The sequence below is a fragment of the Candidatus Solirubrobacter pratensis genome (assembly GCF_000425945.1).
Taxonomy (GTDB): domain Bacteria; phylum Actinomycetota; class Thermoleophilia; order Solirubrobacterales; family Solirubrobacteraceae; genus Solirubrobacter; species Solirubrobacter pratensis.
Map to the genome: position 1 here is coordinate 276,737 of NZ_KE384481.1, position 16,432 is coordinate 293,168.

The following is a 16,432-nucleotide window of genomic DNA, read 5'->3' on the forward strand; positions in this document are numbered from 1 at the left end:
AGCGTCGCAGGCTACTGATCGGGTCAGTCCAGCGTGACGTGGCAGTTGCGGCAGTAGCCCTGGACGCCGGAGCCGAGCACGGGCTCGATCTCGCCGTGGCAGACGGGGCAGGCCGCGGGCACTTCGGCGACGAGGCCCTCCCACGCGCGTGAGACCGCATCGTCGAGCGTCGGCCCGGCGAGCGCGCGACCGCGGGTCCGTGTCACGCGGATCTCCTCGGAGTCCTCGTCGGGGACCACCAACTCGCGCGGCGAGACGGGCGGCGCGGCAGCGGCCTCGGGCGGCGCGGCGACCTCGTCGCTGGGCGGGACCGGCGGGGCAATGGCGTCGTGCGGCGGCGCGGCCACCTCGTCGTGCGGCGGCACCGGCGGCGCGGTCGCGGCCTCCGTCGGCGCGGCGACCTCGTCGCGCGGCGCAAGCGGCGGCGCGGTCGCGGCCTCCGGCGGCCCCGCGGGCGGCGCGGGCGGCGCAGGCGGGGCGGGCTCGGGTGCCGGGCGCGCCGGGCGGCCGAACGCGTCACCGCCGAACAGCGAGCCCTGGCGGTCGTCGTCCTCGCGCATCCGTAGGCCCGGCGGGCGTGGCGCGACCAGGGAGCTCATGCGACCTTCCTCAGCACGCCGACCACGCGCCCGAGGATCAGCGCCTCGCGCGTCCGGATCGGCTCCATAGTGTCGTGCTCCGGCTGCAGTCGGATGTGATCCGCCTCCTTGAAGAACCGCTTCACCGTCGCCTCCTCTCCGACGAGCGCCACGACGATCTCGCCGTCCTCGGCCGTGTCCTGTCGCGCGACGACCACGTAGTCGCCGGGCAGGATGCCCGCGTTGGTCATCGAATCGCCGCGGACCTTGAGCAGGTATTCCCCCTCGTCGCCGCCGGCGATCTCGGGGATCTGCACATACTCCTCCACGTTCTCCTCCGCGAGGATCGGCGAGCCCGCGGCGACGTGCCCGACGACCGGAAGCCCCGACGGCCGCACTACGGACTTCACCGCGTCCGCCGTCGCGCTGGCGGCACGATCCAGCAGCTCGATCGCCCGCGGCTTCGAAGGATCGCGGCGCAGCAGCCCGACCTTCTCCAGGTTCGCCAGGTGCGCGTGCACCGTGGAGGACGAGGCGAGGCCGACGGCCTTGCCGATGTCGCGCACCGTCGGCGGATAGCCGTAGCGGGCGGAGTACTTCTTGATGAAGTCGAAGATCTCCTGCTGGCGCTTCGTCAGATCCTTGCCAATGTCCATGCGGGTCGCGGTCTCCTCCGTGGTCTTTCGAACGTGTGTTCGCACACGGTACCCCTCGCCGCGGACGGACTCAACCCCGCGTCGGACCCGAGGCTATACTCGCCGTTCCCTCGCGCCGATGGCGGAATTGGTAGACGCGCCAGGTTGAGGGCCTGGTCCGGGATAACCGGGTGGAGGTTCGAGTCCTCTTCGGCGCATCGCAGAAAGCCCCGCTCCGGCGGGGCTTTCGTCGTTCTGGGGGGGCGGCCTCGTCGGCGGAGTGGGCGCGCGAGGGACGCCCTGTGGCCCGAGACGGATCGTGCGAACGGGGGCGCTCATCGAATCGTCAGCCAAGGCTGCGTGGTTACGCGGTCGTTGCCGGGCGTACCGCCGCTCACGAACGGCGCCGCTGGCATCATGACGCTCGTGTCAGGGGATGTCGGCGCCGCGGGTCTCGCGTTGGTTGAGCGGGCGGGGGAACTCGCGGCTATCACCGCGTTCGCGCGTGCGACGAGCGGGTGGCTTGTCATCGAGGGGCCGGCCGGCGTCGGGAAGTCCGCGCTGCTCCGGCGCCTTCACGCCACGGCTGCGGAGGACGCCGTCGTGCTGCGCGCGCAGGCCTACGAGCTGGGTCGGGACGTGCCGTTCGGCGTCGCCCGCCGCCTTCTCGATCCACTGGTGCGAGAGTCGCCCGGCCTGCTTGACCGTGGCCACGCGCAGCTGGCGCGGCCGGTCTTCACCGGCGCGGACGGGCCGGGCGCCGACGGGACGCAGGGGCCGCTGGCTGAGGCGCTGGCTCGCCTCGTCGAGGACTTCGCGGCGGGCGCAGGCGGCCGGCGCGTGCTGATCGCTGTCGACGACGTGCAGTGGTCCGACGCCGGCTCGCTGCGGTTCCTCGCCGATCTCGGCCGGCGGATCGAGGAAGGGAGGGTCCGGGTCGCCGTGACGCTGCGCACGGACGAGCCGTTCGGCACCATCGACCTGCTCGAGCGGCCCGGCGCGATCGTGTTGCGCCCCGCCCCGCTCACCCCGGACGGCGTGGGCGCCGTGGTGCGCGCGACGCTACCGGATGGCGACGAGGCCTTGGCCGCCCGCGTCGCCCGCCTGACGGGCGGCAATCCGCTGCTGGTCAAGGAGGTGCTCGCGACCGCGCGCGATATCGATCGGCTCGACGCCGACGAGCTCGTCCCGGAGACGGTCCGCCGCTCGACGCTCCTGCGCCTCGACACGGTCAGCGCCGCGGAACGGGCGCTGGCCGAGGCGATCGCGGTGCTCGGCGAGGCCGCGTCCGCCCAGGCGTCGGAGGTCGCCGAGCTGGAGGGGACCGAGGCCGGCGCGGCTGCCGCAGCCCTGGTCGCCCGGCGCCTGCTGGCGCCCGGCGATCCCGTCAGCTTCGAGCATCCCCTGATCGGCGCGGCGGTGGCCGGGTCGATCGCACCGTTCGCCCGTGCGCGCCTGCACCGCCGTGCCGCGAGCGTCCTCGCAGGAGCGGGCGCGCCCGAGGACGTCGTCGCCGCGCACCTACTGCACGCGCGGCCGGATGGCGATGCGTGGACGGTCGGGGTCCTCCGCCGTTCGGCCGCTCGAGCCGTCGCGCGCGGGGAGCCCGGCAGTGCGGCACGCGCGCTCCGGCGCGCCGCCGACGAGCCGCCCGCACCCGCCGAGCGCGGCCGCGTCCTGACCGAGCTCGCACGCGCGGAGGCGGCGTCCGGCGACGTGTCGGCGATCGAGCGCTTCGCGACCGCGCTGGAGCGGGTGGCCGGCCGATACGAGCGCGAGGAGGCCTGGCACGAGCTGTCCCGGCTGCTCTGGGTCCGCGGTGACTTCGGCGGCGCGAGCGCCGTCGCCCGCCGCGGGCGCGAGGACGTCGGACCGGACACCGAGCGGCTGGTCGCCGACGAGCTCGCCGCGGCCGTGCTGGTGCCCGAGCTCGCCGGCGCCGCGGCGGAGGAGACGTCGCGGCTCGTAGCTGCGATCGCGGCCGGGCGCCCGCCGGCGGAGCCCGCGCTGCTCGCCCAGGTGCTTCTGCACCTCGGCTGGCGCGGGCTCCATCTCGACCGCATTCCAGCGCTCGCGCGCGCTGCAACGGCCGCCGACCCGCTCGTGGACTCGGGGGCGCGAGGTGTGCCGGTCACCTTCGTCGCCGGCAGCTTGACCTGGGTGGACGAGATCGACGCGTCAGCGGACGTGCTCGACGCGGCGATCGCGCGCGCGGCCGAGCTCGGAGACCCCGTGACGGTCGACAACCTCCGCGTCAACCGGGCCTGGCAGCACTACTACGCCGGCGAGCTTCACGCGGCGCTCGCGCTGCTGGAGGACGTCGTGCTGGAGGCCCGCGCGTGGCCGGTGAACCGCGCGCTGGCGGCCGCGCCGCTGGCGCAGACCCGGCTCGAGCTCGGCGATGTTCCCGGCGCGCGCGAAGCGATCGCGATGGGTGATCCGTCCTCACCGGGGTTCGGCTGGGCGAAGGGCCGGGTCGAGCTCGCGGCCGGCGACCCGCAAGGCGCCCTGGCCACGTTCACCTCCGATGGCCGGATGCTAGAACAGCACTTCGGCCTCGGCAACCCGGCGATCGTCCCGTGGCGCAGCGAAGCGGCGATCGCCGCGCTTCGCATCGGCGACGCGGAGCTGGCGCGGTCGCTGGCCGCCGCGGAGCTCGCCCGCGCGCGGGAGCTGTCCAATCCCCGCGGGCTTGGCGTCGCGCTACGGGCGAGTGGGCTCGTGGCCGGGGGCGCCGCGGGGCTGGCGCAGCTCGAAGAGGCCGTCGAGGCGCTCGAACGCTCGCAGACGCGGATCGAGTGGTTGAGGGCGCTCGTCGACCTCGGCGCGGCACAGCGCCGGGCCGGCCGCCGCGGCGAGGCGAGCGCGACCCTCGAGCGCGCTCGGACGTTCGGCGAGCAGTTCGGCGCCGTCGCGCTGACTACACGCGCCGGTGCCGAGCTGGCCCTGGCCGAGGCCCGCGAGCCGGAGGGCGGGCTGACCGCCGCCGAGCGCCGATCGGCCACGTTGGCCTCCGCGGGCCGCACGACGCGCGAAATCGCCCACGAGCTGCACGTCTCTCCCCGGACGGTCGAAAGCCAGCTCGCGAGCGTCTACCGGAAGCTCGGCGTGGCATCACGACGCGAGCTGGCGGGCAAGCTGCCTCAGGGATGAGGGAGCTCGTCGAGCGCGACGAAGAGCTGCGAGCGCTGCGAGCCGTAGTGGACCGCGCACGCGGGGTCGTGCTCATCGAGGGTCCACCGGGAGTCGGCATTTCGAGCCTGATCGAAGCCGGGACCGCGTATGCGGCGGCGCGCGGCCTCCCGGTGCGAACCGCCGCCGACGCGCTCGCCGGCGGCCCGATGCTGCTCGCGGTCGACGACCTGCAGCGCATCGACGCGCGGTCGCTGCGGTCCCTCGCGCAGATCGCCGCACACGCCGACGTGCGAGGCGTCGCGCTGATCCTGGGGCTCAGCACCGGCGAGCCGCCGGCCGACGCGGCCCTCGTGACCCGCATCGCGGCGAGCGCGGAGGTGCTGGAGCCCGCGCGGCTCAGCCGCGACGGCGTCGCCGCGATGTTGCGGGTCGATCCGCAAGACGCGGAGGGCATCGCCCGCGCCACGGGCGGCACCCCGTTCCTGGTCGCAGCGCTGGCGGAGGGGGCGGAGGACCGGGTCGGGCCGTGGGCCGCGGCGCGCCTGGCGCGGCTCCCACCCCCCGCGCGGCGCCTGGCCACCACCGTGGCGACGCTCGGTGAGATCGCCCTGCGCGTCGCCGCACCGCTCGCGGGCCTCGAGCTCCACGACGCCGAGCGCGCCGCGGACCTGGCAGCGGGCGCCGGGCTCTTCGCCCCGGGCGATCCGCTGCGGTTCATCGAGCCGCTCACGGCCTCGGCCGTGGCGGCGCCCGCCGCCGAGCGCGAGCGCCTGCACCGGCGAGCCGCCGAGGCGCTCGCCATCGAGGGCGCCCCGGACCTCCTCATCGGCCGGCACCTCGAGCACGCGCCGCCCGCGGGGGATCCCGCGGTCGCGGCTACGCTCGCGGCGGCTGCACGCGAGGAGCCCGAGCCCGCCGCGGCCGCACGCCTGCTCGAGCGCGCGCTGGCCGAACCGCCCCCACCCGACGCGCGCGCGACGCTGCTGCTCGAGCTCGCACGCAACGAGCTCGCGGCGGGGGCGCCCACGGCGGCCGCGCGCTTCGAGGCGCTCCTGAACACCGACCGGCGCGCGGACGCCTGGCACGGACTGGCGCAGGCACACCTCGCCTACGGCCGTCCCCGCGCCGCGGCCGAGGTGGCGGCGCGCGGACGCGAGGACGGCGCGCCCGCGGAGCCGCTGCTCGCCGACGAGCTCGTCGCGGCGCTGTTCGACCCGGCGCTCCAACCTGTCCCGGACATCGAGGCGCCGGAGGACCCGTCGCTGTGCGCGGTGCTCGCGGTCCGGCTCGCGTGGCGGGGAGCGGCGGTCGAGCGGATCGTGCCGCTGGCCTGCCGCAGCGCCGGAGCGAGGCCCGCGGCGCTGCTCACGCTCGTGGAAGCGCTCATGGCCGCCGACGAGCCGGCGCTCGCGCGCGAGCTGCTCGACGCGGCCGACACCCGCAGCGACCGCATCGCCGAGGCGACCGTCCGCAGCCTACGCGTGTACATCGGCGTCTTCGAGGGCACGTTCGGCGACCTCGGCGATGGCCCGCCGCTGCTCGCGCCGCTGGCGCGCAGAACGCGGCTGCTCATCCGACGCGCCCGGGGCGAGGACGCCGGAGCGCCGGTCTCGGACGAGCCGCTGCTGCGCGGGACGGCGGCCGGGCTGCTGCTCGACGGCGGCCGCCACGCCGAGGCGGCGGAGCAGTACCTGGCGGCGCTCGCGTTCGACGAGGACGTGATGGGCATCCGCCATCCGGGTCTGGCGCCATGGCGCAGCGGGGCGGCGCGCGCGCTCGCGAGGCTCGGCGAGCACGAGCGGGCGCGGGAGCTTGCCGCCGTCGAAGTGGAGCGCGCCCGCGCCGCCGCAGCGCCGACGGCACTGGGTCGCGCGCTGTCCGCGCTCGCGCTGGCGACCGGCGATCTCGCCGGCCACGAGGAAGCGGTGGCGCTGCTCGAGCGCTCGCCGCTGTTCCTGCCCGACGCGCTGCTGGAGCTCGGCACGGCGCTGAGCCGGGCAGGGCGCGGGCGCGAGGCGCGAGCGCCGTTGGCGCGCGCTCTCGAGCTCTCCGAGCGGCTGGGGCTGGGCCTGGCGACCCCAGCACGCGACGCGCTGCGCGAGGCCGGAGGCCGAGTGCGCCGCCGCGCGCGCCACGGCGCCGAGGCGCTCACGTCGTCCGAGCGACGCGTTGCGCAGCTCGCCGCTCGCGGCCTCACGAGCCGCGAGATCGCCGCGGATCTGGTTCTCAGCCCGCGAACCGTGGAGGCGCACCTGCGCACCGTGTTCCGGAAGCTCGGCATCGCCGCGAGGGGAGAACTCGCGTCCGTGCTCAGGGACGAGACCTAAAGTTAAGTACGCCGTACGGATGCGGATACCCATCGGGTCCGCCTACCTTCCCTTCGCGAACGGAGCCCCAGGCGGGGGCAGGGCACGGCAAGGGGCCGGCGGATACGGGAATCCGGCCGTGAACGGAAGGAACCGAATGCTTCTCGATAGGCGGCGCGCGTCGCTCGCGCTGATGCTGCTCCTGGGCCTGATCCTCGGCCTGCCCGGGCGCGCTCGCGCCGACACGCCGATCAACATGTCGCCTGAGCAGGTGCGCCAGGCGCTGATCATGGCGGGCGACGTGGGACACCTGTCGCACGGCACGGACGGCCAGCGCGACCTGCTGCTGCAGCTCGTCCTGCTCGAGGCCTACGCGGTCAAGCCGGATCTCGCGCCGGCCGACGCCGTCGCCGGGATCCAGGCCCTGCAGGCCCGCGTGCCCACCGCCGATCTCGAGCCGCTCGGGCCACAGGCGCCCAACCAGATGGTGATCTCGATCCTGCAGGCGATGGACTCGCCGCATCCCTCCGGGATCACCGGCGACGCGCTCTCGCGCGTGTTGAACCAGGCGCTGCAGGAGTCCGCGCGCACCACCAACCTCGGCAAGCAGATCGCCGTCGACGCCGACTCGGGCTGGACGCTGGCCGGCGGCACGTTCGACCCGACGGCCGTCCTCTCGCGCGCTGCCGCGTTGGGGGCGAAGAACGCCAAGTACGCGCAGGCGTGGGACACGCTCTGGCAGGCGAGCGCCGGCTACAGCATCCTCGCCGGAACGCCGCGCCTGCTCAGCGACGTGGATGCGCTCAAGCGCGATGAGCTCGAGCCGGTGGTCGGGCTGATCGCGGCCGACGGAACGATCGCGACGACCGTGCAGGCCGTCGACCAGCAGGCCGCCGCGCAGACCGCGACGCTGCAGGCGAACGCGCTCGCCACGATCGACTCAGTCGCGCCCGGAGGGACGTACGACCTAGCGACCAGCAGGCTGCGCGACGGGTCCTCGAACGGCGCGGGCGCCGCGACGTCGCTGCTGTCGAAGATCGCCGGCGCCGGCAACTCGTCGACCGGCAAGCGCATCGCCGCGGCGGGCGCCATGCTCGGCAAGCTGACGGAGAGCTACTCGAAGTGGTCGACCGCGGTCGCGGGCGTCTCTGGCGTGAGCCGCTTCGCCAACCTGTCGACGCTCAGCATGGCCGGGGGCGTCCTCGGCGCCATGCAGATGCTCGGCCCGGTGCTCGGCCTGCCCGACCAGAACGCGCAGATGCTGCAGGCGCTCGCCCAGATCAGCGAGCAGATCGACGCGCTGCACGAGGACATGACCGATCGCTTCAATCAGGTCGACGCTCAGCTCGACGCGCTCAACTCGCGCTTGGACACCATCACGTCCTACCTGTCGAGCATCAGCGGCAAGATCGACGCGCTGCAGGACTCGGTCGACCACGCCAACGCGAACATCACGCAGGCCTTGCAGGACATCGCCACCCTGCAGGTGAGCATCGACCGGCTGCAGGCCAACATGTACCAGATCGGCCAGGACGCCATCAACACGGACACCTGGCGCACGATCAACGGCGCGATCGGCTACCAGCAGGGCAATCCCGGCCACCTGCCGCTGCCGGCGATCGACTTCTTCAAGGCCGCCGGCGACCTCTTCACGTTCGGGACGACGGCCGCGTCCGGCAGCACGCTGCAGCCGATCGCCGGCCGCTCGTGGGCGCCCGACGACCTGGTCACCGAGCTGGAGAAGTTCTCGACGCTCGACAGCAACTTGGAGTACCTGCGCCAGCTGCCCGCCAAGCGGCTCGGGCTGCCGGCGCTCGGCGGCGCGGACGCTCGGGTCCTCGCCAATCCTCAGCAGTGGGCGCTTTCGTCGCATGCCCACAGCCAGCTCCTGCTCGAGAACCCAGCGCAGACGACGGCGACGCAGCTCAACCAGCTCCGTGAGCTGAGCGGAGAGGGCGATCAGCTCCACGACCTGATGCGGCAGATCGGCACCAGCGACACGAGCACCCGGTCCGGCAGCACGCTCTTCAACGCGCTGATCGACGACTACAAGACCCAGGCCGGGCTCGGCGGGTCCCCCGCGGCGACCTCGCTCGTCGGCGAGCTGAAGAAGGACGAGGCGACCTATCTCGCCACGCTCACCGGCCCCGGCTCCCCGGCCGTGCTGGGCCTCGATCTCTGGGGCGGCCCCGATCAGCCGCTCGACGTCTCGGACCTGGGGCCGATGGTCTACCTCCCGCTGCCCAGCGTGACCGACACGTTCACGAGCACCGACAGCGCGTGGCCTTTGACGCCAACCGCCCACAAGCTGGCGGTGCGGCTCGGGCTCGGCACGTTCGCGTCGACGTTCTCGGGCATCGAGTTCACGCCGAACGGCGGGACGCCCTACACGGTCGTCGACTCGGATTGCTTCGTCTCCTGCGGTCCGCTCTACACGTCGGCGACGCCGGCCCAGATCGCCGCAGCCAAGGCGGCCGTCAAGACCGCGCTCGAGAGCCGGCAGCGCGGCCTCTATGCGTACCTCGCGACTCGCGCCGCGGACAACTCGACCCCGCTGTACAAGGCACTGCGCCGGGTGCAGGGCGACACGGAGGCGATCGAGGCCTACTTGCGGCTCGGGCTCGGCACGGCGCTGACCACCGACGACCAGCTCGAGGAGCTGCTGACCGACGGCAACCGGCTGCTCGACCCGGCGGGCCTCGCGAGCATCGCCCAGAGCCTGGCGGCGCCGGCCTCGACGCTGCCGAGCGCCCGCCTCAGCACCCGGATCCCGGCGCTGCAGAGCCAGCGCCTCACCGAGCTCGAGGCGGCGATCAAGGCCGACCTCGCGCCCGCCGGCCAGGCCGCGAACGCGCGAGCCGCCGCCGCGCCGGCCATCCCGGCGTACCAGGGGAGCCCGCTCGTCGACGGCACGTTGAACCGGCTCGCGCTCACCGAGTCGGTGATCGAGAACCCGCCCGCGCCGGACGGCGTCGAGCCTACGCCGTCCCCCGACCCCACTCCGACCCCTGGGCCGGGACCGTCCACCGACCCGAACCCGGTTCCGCCGCCGCCGGCTTCTCCGCAGCCGGTTCCGCCGGCACGGCTGAGTCTGGGAGCCAAGCTCGCCGCGTCGAGCTTCACGCGGAAACGCGGGACCAGGCTGACGCTGACGACCGACGGCGCAGCGAGCGTCAAGGCCGTCCTGTCGCGGACGGCCGCCGGCCGGCGCTCCGGCACGAAGTGCGTGGCGCCGGCGAAAAGCCGGCACGGCGGCAAGGCGTGCACCCGCGTGCTCCAGACCAAGACGGTCACCCTGGCCGCACACCGCGGCACGACCGTGGTCGCCTTCGGGCGCGGCCTCACCGGCGGGACATGGACCGCGACGCTGTCAGCCGCCGGCGCCGCGCCGGTGAAGCTGACCTTCAGGGTGAAGTAGCCCCGCGGGGGCGTCCCGGAGCGCGGTCCGAGCGCCCCCTCAGTCGCCGCCATCGATCGCGGCAACAATCGTGGCAACATCCGATGGGTCCAAGGGGTCCAGTCTGTTCTCCACCGTGGAACCCCCCGACCGCACAGCACGAAACACCACTCCCCGGTCAAGCGCCCACCGCATTGAGGGCCTGGTCCGGGATAACCGGGTGGAGGTTCGAGTCCTCTTCGGCGCATGTGAGAAAGCCCCGCTCCGGCGGGGCTTTCGTCGTTCTGGGGCGGTGCTGTTCCGGTGGGGCCACTTTTCGTGGCAACGCCCTCTGACACCTGGGCCACACCTGATGTGGCCCAGCCCGTGGCCCACATCCACCGGAGGTCCCCGTGAGCATCGACTACGAGCCCGCGCGAGGGAAGTACCGCGTTCGCCGGCGCGAAGACGGCCGGCAGCGCAGCCGCCGTTTCGCGACGCGGCAAGAAGCGGAGACGTTCGAGATCTCGTTGACGCCTAGCGTCGAACCGCCGACACCCCAGCCCCTCGGCCGAGCGGCGACGGGGTCTACGCCTCCACCACCACGGCGGGCCGGCGCTGGCGCTGCGTGTACCGACAGTCCAACCGCAGCCTCACCACTCGACGGGGCTTTGAGACCCGATCGGCCGCGGTCGCCGCCCGAAACGCCGCGATCGAAGCGATCAGGCGGGGTGAGGTGCGAGTCACGCGCGCGACGTTCAGCGAGCTCTGGGCGCAGCTGCTGGAGGCCAAGCGCCCTTACGTCACCGCGGGGACGCTCCAGGACTACGCGACCCAGGGCCGCAAGCGACTCCTGCCGGGGTTCGGCGACATGGCGATCACCGCGATCGACGAGGATCGCGTGCGCGACTGGCTGACCGAGATGGCCGAGCTCGTCGCGCAAGGCGAGCTGAGCGCCAAGACGGTCAACAACGCGCGCACGTGTCTGTCGATGACGTTCGGCGAGGCGGTCCGCCGGCGCCACCTGCCCGTGAACCGTGCCGCTACGTGCCCGAGCTACCGGTCGAGCGGACCGAGATCGACTACCTGCGCCTCGTCGAGATCGACCGCTACCTCGACGCGTGCGCCGACCGCTTCCGTGCGCTCGCCGAGTTCCTGATCGGCACCGGCGCGCGCATCTCCGAGGCGCTCCGGTGCGCTGGCCCGACGTTGCCCTCGGTGCCTGCGTCGTTCGCATCTCGCGCCAGCGCGCGCGGGACGCCGGCGGCACGACGCCGACGAAAGGCAAGCGGGATTCCGCTCGGTCCAGATCGGCCCGCGCCTGGTCGCGACCCTCCAACGCGTCCGTGACGAGCGTCGCGGTTCCGGCATAGATGACGACGGCTGGCTCTTCCTTTGCCCCGCTCCCCGTCGCGGTCGCTACGCAGTCCGGACCAAGCCCGTCCCTCCGAGTCGAAGACCGCGCACGACTGGCACGAGTGGGCGCTCGAGGACGCCGGCCTCCGCGACATTACATGCCACTCGACTCGCTCCGACCGCAGCGACCGCGTGGCTGTCGACGGGCCACCCGCTGATCTTCGTTCAGCGCCAGCTCGGCCACCGCTCGATCACAACCACCGAGGAGCACGACGGCCACTTGGAGCTCTCGTTCGTCAGGCAGGCAGCAGCGCAGACGGAGGCGCTCATCGCTGCCTCCACCAAGGTCGCATAGAGCGCTCGCGATGGTCGAACCCGCGTTCGTCCTTCCGACACGATCGGTAGCGTCTGTCGTCGTGACTCCGGAGCTTCCAGCAGTCGTCTCCTCGCCGCTCGCGCAGCACGTCACGCTGGGGTGTTCCACCGGGTTCATGCACGAGTACCGCAACGACTGGGTCCGCCTCGTCGACGAATCGGCGGTGTGGTCGAGCATCGCCGTCGAGCTGTCGGCGATCTCCGCCGACGAGCTCCCCGGCCTACTCCCTACCTCCACGGCGCGCCTCGACTTCCGTTTCTGTTCATCAGCGTCCATTCGCCGTCGAAGGGGCTCACCGAGGACGAGGCACTGCTCGTGGAAGCGCTGAGTGGGGTTCCGGCGTGGGTCGACACGATCGTCGTCCACCCGGACACGATCTCCGACCCCCGGCTATACCGCCGTCTCGGGCGGCGGCTGGCCATCGAGAACATGGACAGGCGCAAGCAGGCGGGCCACACGGCCGAGGACCTTGAGGCCGTCTTCGCCGAGTTGCCCGAGGCGCGTCTGTGCCTCGATTTCGCCCACGCCAAGGACGTTGACCCGACGCTCGCCGTCGCCGCCGACCTCTTGCAGCGGTTCGCGAGCCGCCTGTCACACGTCCATCTCAGTTCGCTCGACGAAGCTCGGCATCACATCACCCTGACCGACGAGGACCAGTTGCTGTTCCGTCCGTTTCTCGATCGCTGCCGCGACGTGCCGTGGATACTCGAGGCGCGTCCTCCCTGGTAGACGACCCGCGGCGACCAGCTCCGGCTGCTGACGCCAAGCACAGCGAGAACTCGCACCTTTGCGCGACAGCCACCGCGAGCAGCGTTAGCCAGAGGACCAGCAGTTGCGAGTCGACGAGGACTCGATCGGGCACTCAAAGTCGCGCATCTCGCCGTCCCCGTCGTGTGTCGACGCTCGCGCAGCGGCGGACCCTCTCCGTCGCGCGGGCGCTCGCGAAGCCCAGGCCTGCGACGACCAGTCCGCCGATGGCGTCGAGCCAGATGTGATCGCCGGTCGCGATGATCTCGACGACAACCGCCGGCGGGTAGAGAAGCGCGGCTGCGCGGACGGGTCGCGACCGCGCCAGAGCCCATACCGTCCCTGCAGCGACCACCGAGAACGCGGTGTGGGCGCTGGGCATTGCGGCGTAGGGGCTTTGGATCGATCGTCCGAGCCCGTGGTCACCGGGTCCTGGCCGGTCGTCGTAGCCGAGGCCGGCGATCATCCGCGGGGGTGCCGTCGGCGCGATGACGTACCCGATTGCCGCGAGCGCCTGGGTTGCGGCAAACGTATCCCGGGCTCGGACGAACGCCTGCGGGTGAGCACGCCGGGTCCAGGCGAGCACGCCGAGCGCCACCGGCACATGCGCGGCGACGTAGGTCAGTCGGAGCGCTCGCAAGAGCGGCGGCCGGGTGCAGAACCAGGCGTGCACCGTCGGCTCGAAGAACAGCCCGAGCTGCCGTTCCATGTCGATCAGGCCGCGCATCCGCGCCAGTGGCCGCTCCGAGTCGGGTGCCACAGCCGCGACGACGGGCGAGAGCGCAAGCGCCAGCAGGGCGGGTGCGGCATCGCGCGCAGATCGCGCCCAACGACGTTCCGCCGGCACGCGGGTACCGTAGACGATCCCGCGCGTCGCTCGGCGGCGCGTTCAGCCTCCAACTCCTGAGGCCAACCTTCAAGAACCGTGCCACGGCCTGGACCCGCGGGTCCAGCGCGAGCCGCGTGCGCTGGTCGACGTCCGCCGGCTGGACGGCGTCCGCCTCGAGCGCGCGATCGGCGTCGTCCACCGCCCGAGACCGAGCGGATCTCGCACTCCTTCCTCGCCCGCCTCGCCGCCCAGTTCGACGCGCTCCTGCACATCGACGAGACGACGGCGCTGGAGCCGCTCGAGCGCACAGGCGAGTGGGAGCGCGGCGAAGCGCCGGAGACGTATCCGTGGGGCGTCTGAGCTGGTGCCACCGGCGCACCTCACGCAGGCGCTCGGTCGAAGAATCGGGTCAACGGCAGACCGGATCCGGGTACTGTGGTTCACGCGAGCTGCAACGCAGCCCGGTCGCTGCCAGGTCTCTTGGCTCTCTCTCCTGACGCGTCTCGGTTCGGCTAGAGCATGAAGGAAGGACAGGCCCTCGAGGAATGACCGCGATCGCACGCTTGCGCGAGATCGGGCGGCGGCACCGCGTGCTCGTCGCCGGGGCGGGCGCGGTGGCCACGGCCGGCGTGCTCTGTGTCGTGCTCGCCGGACGGCGGCACGAGTTCGAGACCGCCGTCTCGAGCGCGCCGTGGTGGATCCTGTCGGCGACGGTGGCGCTGCACGTGATCACGCTGCTCGCGCGCACCGAGGCGTGGCACTTGAGCGTCGAGGCCGCCGGCGGCCAGGTCGCCAGGCGTGTGCTGTTCCGGGCGTCGAGCATGCAGGTGCTCGGCAGCCTGCTCAGCGGCCAACTCGGCGCTGCGGCACGGATCGTCGCGCTGCGGCGCTCCAGCCGGGACGTGTGCCCGCAGGTGCCGACGCTGATCGCCGCCGAGGTGCCGATCCTGTCGGTCGAGGTGGCGCTCGCCGCACTGAGCTCCTTCACGCTGGTCGGGCCGCTCGGCCTGCCGTGGTGGTCGCCGCTGGTGGCGGCGGCAGTGATCGCGGCCGGCGGCGCGGGGCTGCGGCGGCTCGCGCTGTGCACGGGCCGGGAGCTGTGGCGCGGGCTGGCCGTGGTCCGCAGCCTCAGAGGCGGCGGGCGCGTCGTCGGCTGGGTGCTGCTCGCGGTCTTCTGCCAGATCTTCCGCAACTGGCTGCTGCTGCACGCGGTCGGCGTCGATGCTTCGTTCTTCGACGCGATCGCGGTGCTGATCGCCGTCGTGACCCTTGGTCAGCTGCCGGTCGGGCCCGCGGTCGGAGCCGCGGCGGCCGTGCTGATCCTCGGCGGGGACGGCGTCGCGGCGGCCGCCGCCGCCGGCGTGCTGATGACGGTCACGGGGACGACGGGCGCGCTCGCCTTCGCGGTCTGGGCCGCCCTCGACCGGCTCTGGGCGCGCGTGCGGACCGCAGGCGCGCGACCGGCCGAGGGAACGGCAGGCCCGTGGTGACCCTCGCGCTCAGGCGCGCCCGCGAGGCTTGCCGGACGGGCGCGGCGGCCGCCGCTCCTGCGAGGCGCGATCGCGCCGCTCGGCCGCCTCGCGCTTGAGCTGGCGCTGGGCTTCGGCGAACTCCTCACTGCGCTCCGCGGGCGAGGCGGACCTCGGCTTCTGCAACCGAGGGGTGGAACCGTGCGGCGGCGTCATGGCGACGCTCCTCTCGCTCCTTCGCGGGTCTTCGCCGAGCGCAAGTCAAGGAGCGGAGCGCTCGCGTACGGCGTGCTGCTGCCCGAGCCTACCGCCTCGGGGTCGGTCCGCTCGCCGGTCGCCCGGCGAGCGTGCCCCCTAGCTAGAGCGGAGTGACCTGCGTGGCGGCTGGGCCCTTCGCGCCCGCGGCCGCGACGTAGGACACCTTGGCGCCCTCGGCCAGGGTCTTGAACCCGCTGCCGGTGATCTCGCTGTGGTGGACGAAGAGGTCCTTGGAGCCGTCGTCAGGGACGATGAAACCGAAACCCTTGTCGTCGCTGAACCACTTCACGGTGCCGGTCGTCATCGCCGGTCCCCCTCAAAACGTGTGCTGCGCGTTCGCGGAGGAGCTGCATGGGCAGCGACTGCGGGCGCCTGCACTGCGGCGTCGGACAACGAACGGCCCGACCTGTACACGGACCAATCTAGCAGCAACGTCCACGTCGCCGAGGATGAGGAGCCAGGAGGGCGGCGCCGCTAGCTCGACAGCAGCGGGCGCCAGTGATCGGCGGTGAGATGCGCCGGATCGGTGCCGTCGCAGAACTCGGCCAGGACCTGGGCGAAGCGGCCAGGATCGTCGTGGTGCGGCATATGCCCGGCGCCCGGGAAGATCTCGAGGCGGCTGCCGGGCATCGCGTCGTGCGCGGCCTGGCCATGGCTGGACGGGATGATCGAGTCGCGCTCGCCCCACACGATCAGGGTCGGCAGCACGGCGGCGAGATGCAGGCGGTCGTTGGCGCTGACGCGCTGCCCACCGGTGTCGATCACCGACCGCAGCGTGTGCAGGAACGCCTGCCGCGAGCCGCCGTCGTGCAGCGACGCGAGGCCGCTCGCGAGCACGCCGATGTCGCCGCGCGGCGCGACGTGCCCGTGCCGCAGGGCGGCGGCGACCCCGCGCCCCACGCCGCGCACCCCGCGCGAGGTGAGCAGCGGGAGGACCCAGTCGGCACCGGGAAGCGCGGCCGCGCGCAGAAGCAGGTGCACCTCCCGCCCGAGGCCGCCGCTCGACACGAGGACCAGGCGCTCACAGCGCTCGGGGAACTGGTAGGCGAACTGCATCGCGACGCCGCCGCCGAGCGAGTGCCCGACGACCGTGACGCGATCGACGCCGAGGGCCGTGAGCAGGTCGCGCACCCCGCTCGCGTGCGCGCCGAGGGAGTAGTCCCCGCGCGGCGTGGCGGAGCGCCCGTGGCCGAGGAGGTCCGGCGCGATGATCGTGAAGCGGTCGGCCAGCTCGGCCGCCGCGCGCTCCCACGTCTGCGAGGAGTTCGTGATGCCGTGCAGGAGCAGGAGCGCCGGCCCGCTGCCGGCGGTGCGGTACGTGACCGCATGGCCGTGCAGCGTCAACTCATGGCACACCAGCTCCATCG

The 16,432-nt window shown here is 73.4% G+C and carries 11 protein-coding genes and 1 tRNA gene; 7 read left to right on the forward strand and 5 right to left on the reverse strand.

All coding sequences use genetic code 11. The features are described from left to right. Nucleotides 1-23: 23 nt before the first annotated feature. Nucleotides 24-599 (reverse strand): hypothetical protein, encoded by a 576-nt coding sequence (locus H958_RS47090; protein WP_156028423.1) that lies wholly within the window; start codon nucleotides 597-599, stop codon nucleotides 24-26. Further along, nucleotides 596-1,234, reverse strand: a complete 639-nt coding sequence (gene lexA / locus H958_RS0130830; RefSeq protein ID WP_037412120.1) for a transcriptional repressor LexA — start codon at nucleotides 1,232-1,234, stop codon at nucleotides 596-598. Before lexA ends, H958_RS47090 begins: the two co-directional genes overlap by 4 nt. Before the next feature lie 112 nt (nucleotides 1,235-1,346). Here lexA and H958_RS0130835 point away from each other — a divergent pair. The 6 genes from H958_RS0130835 (at nucleotide 1,347) to H958_RS0130865 (ending at nucleotide 12,491) form a co-directional block, all read left to right on the forward strand. Next, a tRNA-Leu gene (locus H958_RS0130835) sits at nucleotides 1,347-1,431 on the forward strand. A gap of 199 nt (nucleotides 1,432-1,630) precedes the next feature. Continuing rightward, nucleotides 1,631-4,366 (forward strand): AAA family ATPase, encoded by a 2,736-nt coding sequence (locus H958_RS0130840; RefSeq protein ID WP_156028424.1) that lies wholly within the window; start codon nucleotides 1,631-1,633, stop codon nucleotides 4,364-4,366. Next, nucleotides 4,363-6,675 (forward strand): helix-turn-helix transcriptional regulator, encoded by a 2,313-nt coding sequence (locus tag H958_RS48575; protein ID WP_028061484.1) that lies wholly within the window; start codon nucleotides 4,363-4,365, stop codon nucleotides 6,673-6,675. Before H958_RS0130840 ends, H958_RS48575 begins: the two co-directional genes overlap by 4 nt. Before the next feature lie 136 nt (nucleotides 6,676-6,811). Next, nucleotides 6,812-10,072, forward strand: coding sequence for a hypothetical protein (locus H958_RS41620; protein ID WP_156028425.1), 3,261 nt, complete (start codon nucleotides 6,812-6,814; stop codon nucleotides 10,070-10,072). 694 nt (nucleotides 10,073-10,766) lie between these two features. Next, nucleotides 10,767-11,189, forward strand: a complete 423-nt coding sequence (locus H958_RS0130855) for a tyrosine-type recombinase/integrase (RefSeq protein WP_028061485.1) — start codon at nucleotides 10,767-10,769, stop codon at nucleotides 11,187-11,189. A 738-nt stretch (nucleotides 11,190-11,927) separates the two neighbouring features. Continuing rightward, nucleotides 11,928-12,491, forward strand: coding sequence for a TIM barrel protein (locus H958_RS0130865; protein WP_156028426.1), 564 nt, complete (start codon nucleotides 11,928-11,930; stop codon nucleotides 12,489-12,491). A 133-nt stretch (nucleotides 12,492-12,624) separates the two neighbouring features. Here H958_RS0130865 and H958_RS44435 read toward each other — a convergent pair whose 3' ends face one another. After that, entirely contained in the window at nucleotides 12,625-13,356 is a 732-nt protein-coding gene (locus H958_RS44435) for a phosphatase PAP2 family protein (RefSeq protein ID WP_156028427.1), read from the reverse strand. A 527-nt stretch (nucleotides 13,357-13,883) separates the two neighbouring features. Between H958_RS44435 and H958_RS41630 the strand changes: the two genes are divergently transcribed. After that, nucleotides 13,884-14,828 carry a lysylphosphatidylglycerol synthase domain-containing protein gene (locus H958_RS41630; RefSeq protein WP_156028428.1) on the forward strand — a complete coding sequence of 315 codons (945 nt, stop codon included), beginning with the start codon at nucleotides 13,884-13,886 and terminating at the stop codon, nucleotides 14,826-14,828. A 337-nt stretch (nucleotides 14,829-15,165) separates the two neighbouring features. Here H958_RS41630 and H958_RS0130885 read toward each other — a convergent pair whose 3' ends face one another. Both H958_RS0130885 and H958_RS41635 read right to left on the reverse strand, forming a co-directional pair. Then, nucleotides 15,166-15,369: a cold-shock protein gene (locus H958_RS0130885; RefSeq protein WP_028061488.1), complete on the reverse strand. Its 204-nt coding sequence runs from the start codon at nucleotides 15,367-15,369 to the stop codon at nucleotides 15,166-15,168. Between the two features lie 170 nt (nucleotides 15,370-15,539). Continuing rightward, on the reverse strand, nucleotides 15,540-16,430 hold the full coding sequence (locus H958_RS41635) for an alpha/beta fold hydrolase (RefSeq protein WP_037412126.1): 891 nt from the start codon (nucleotides 16,428-16,430) through the stop codon (nucleotides 15,540-15,542). Nucleotides 16,431-16,432 lie beyond the last annotated feature (2 nt).

Excerpts from the sequence above, each read along its gene's own strand:
- H958_RS47090 (WP_156028423.1), bottom strand. The coding sequence starts at position 599 with ATGAGCTCCCTGGTCGCGCCACGCCCGCCGGGCCTACGGATGCGCGAG.
- lexA (WP_037412120.1), bottom strand. The coding sequence starts at position 1,234 with ATGGACATTGGCAAGGATCTGACGAAGCGCCAGCAGGAGATCTTCGAC.
- H958_RS0130840 (WP_156028424.1), top strand. The coding sequence starts at position 1,631 with ATGACGCTCGTGTCAGGGGATGTCGGCGCCGCGGGTCTCGCGTTGGTT.
- H958_RS48575 (WP_028061484.1), top strand. The coding sequence starts at position 4,363 with ATGAGGGAGCTCGTCGAGCGCGACGAAGAGCTGCGAGCGCTGCGAGCC.
- H958_RS41620 (WP_156028425.1), top strand. The coding sequence starts at position 6,812 with ATGCTTCTCGATAGGCGGCGCGCGTCGCTCGCGCTGATGCTGCTCCTG.
- H958_RS41630 (WP_156028428.1), top strand. The coding sequence starts at position 13,884 with ATGACCGCGATCGCACGCTTGCGCGAGATCGGGCGGCGGCACCGCGTG.
- H958_RS0130885 (WP_028061488.1), bottom strand. The coding sequence starts at position 15,369 with ATGACGACCGGCACCGTGAAGTGGTTCAGCGACGACAAGGGTTTCGGT.
- H958_RS41635 (WP_037412126.1), bottom strand. The coding sequence starts at position 16,430 with ATGGAGCTGGTGTGCCATGAGTTGACGCTGCACGGCCATGCGGTCACG.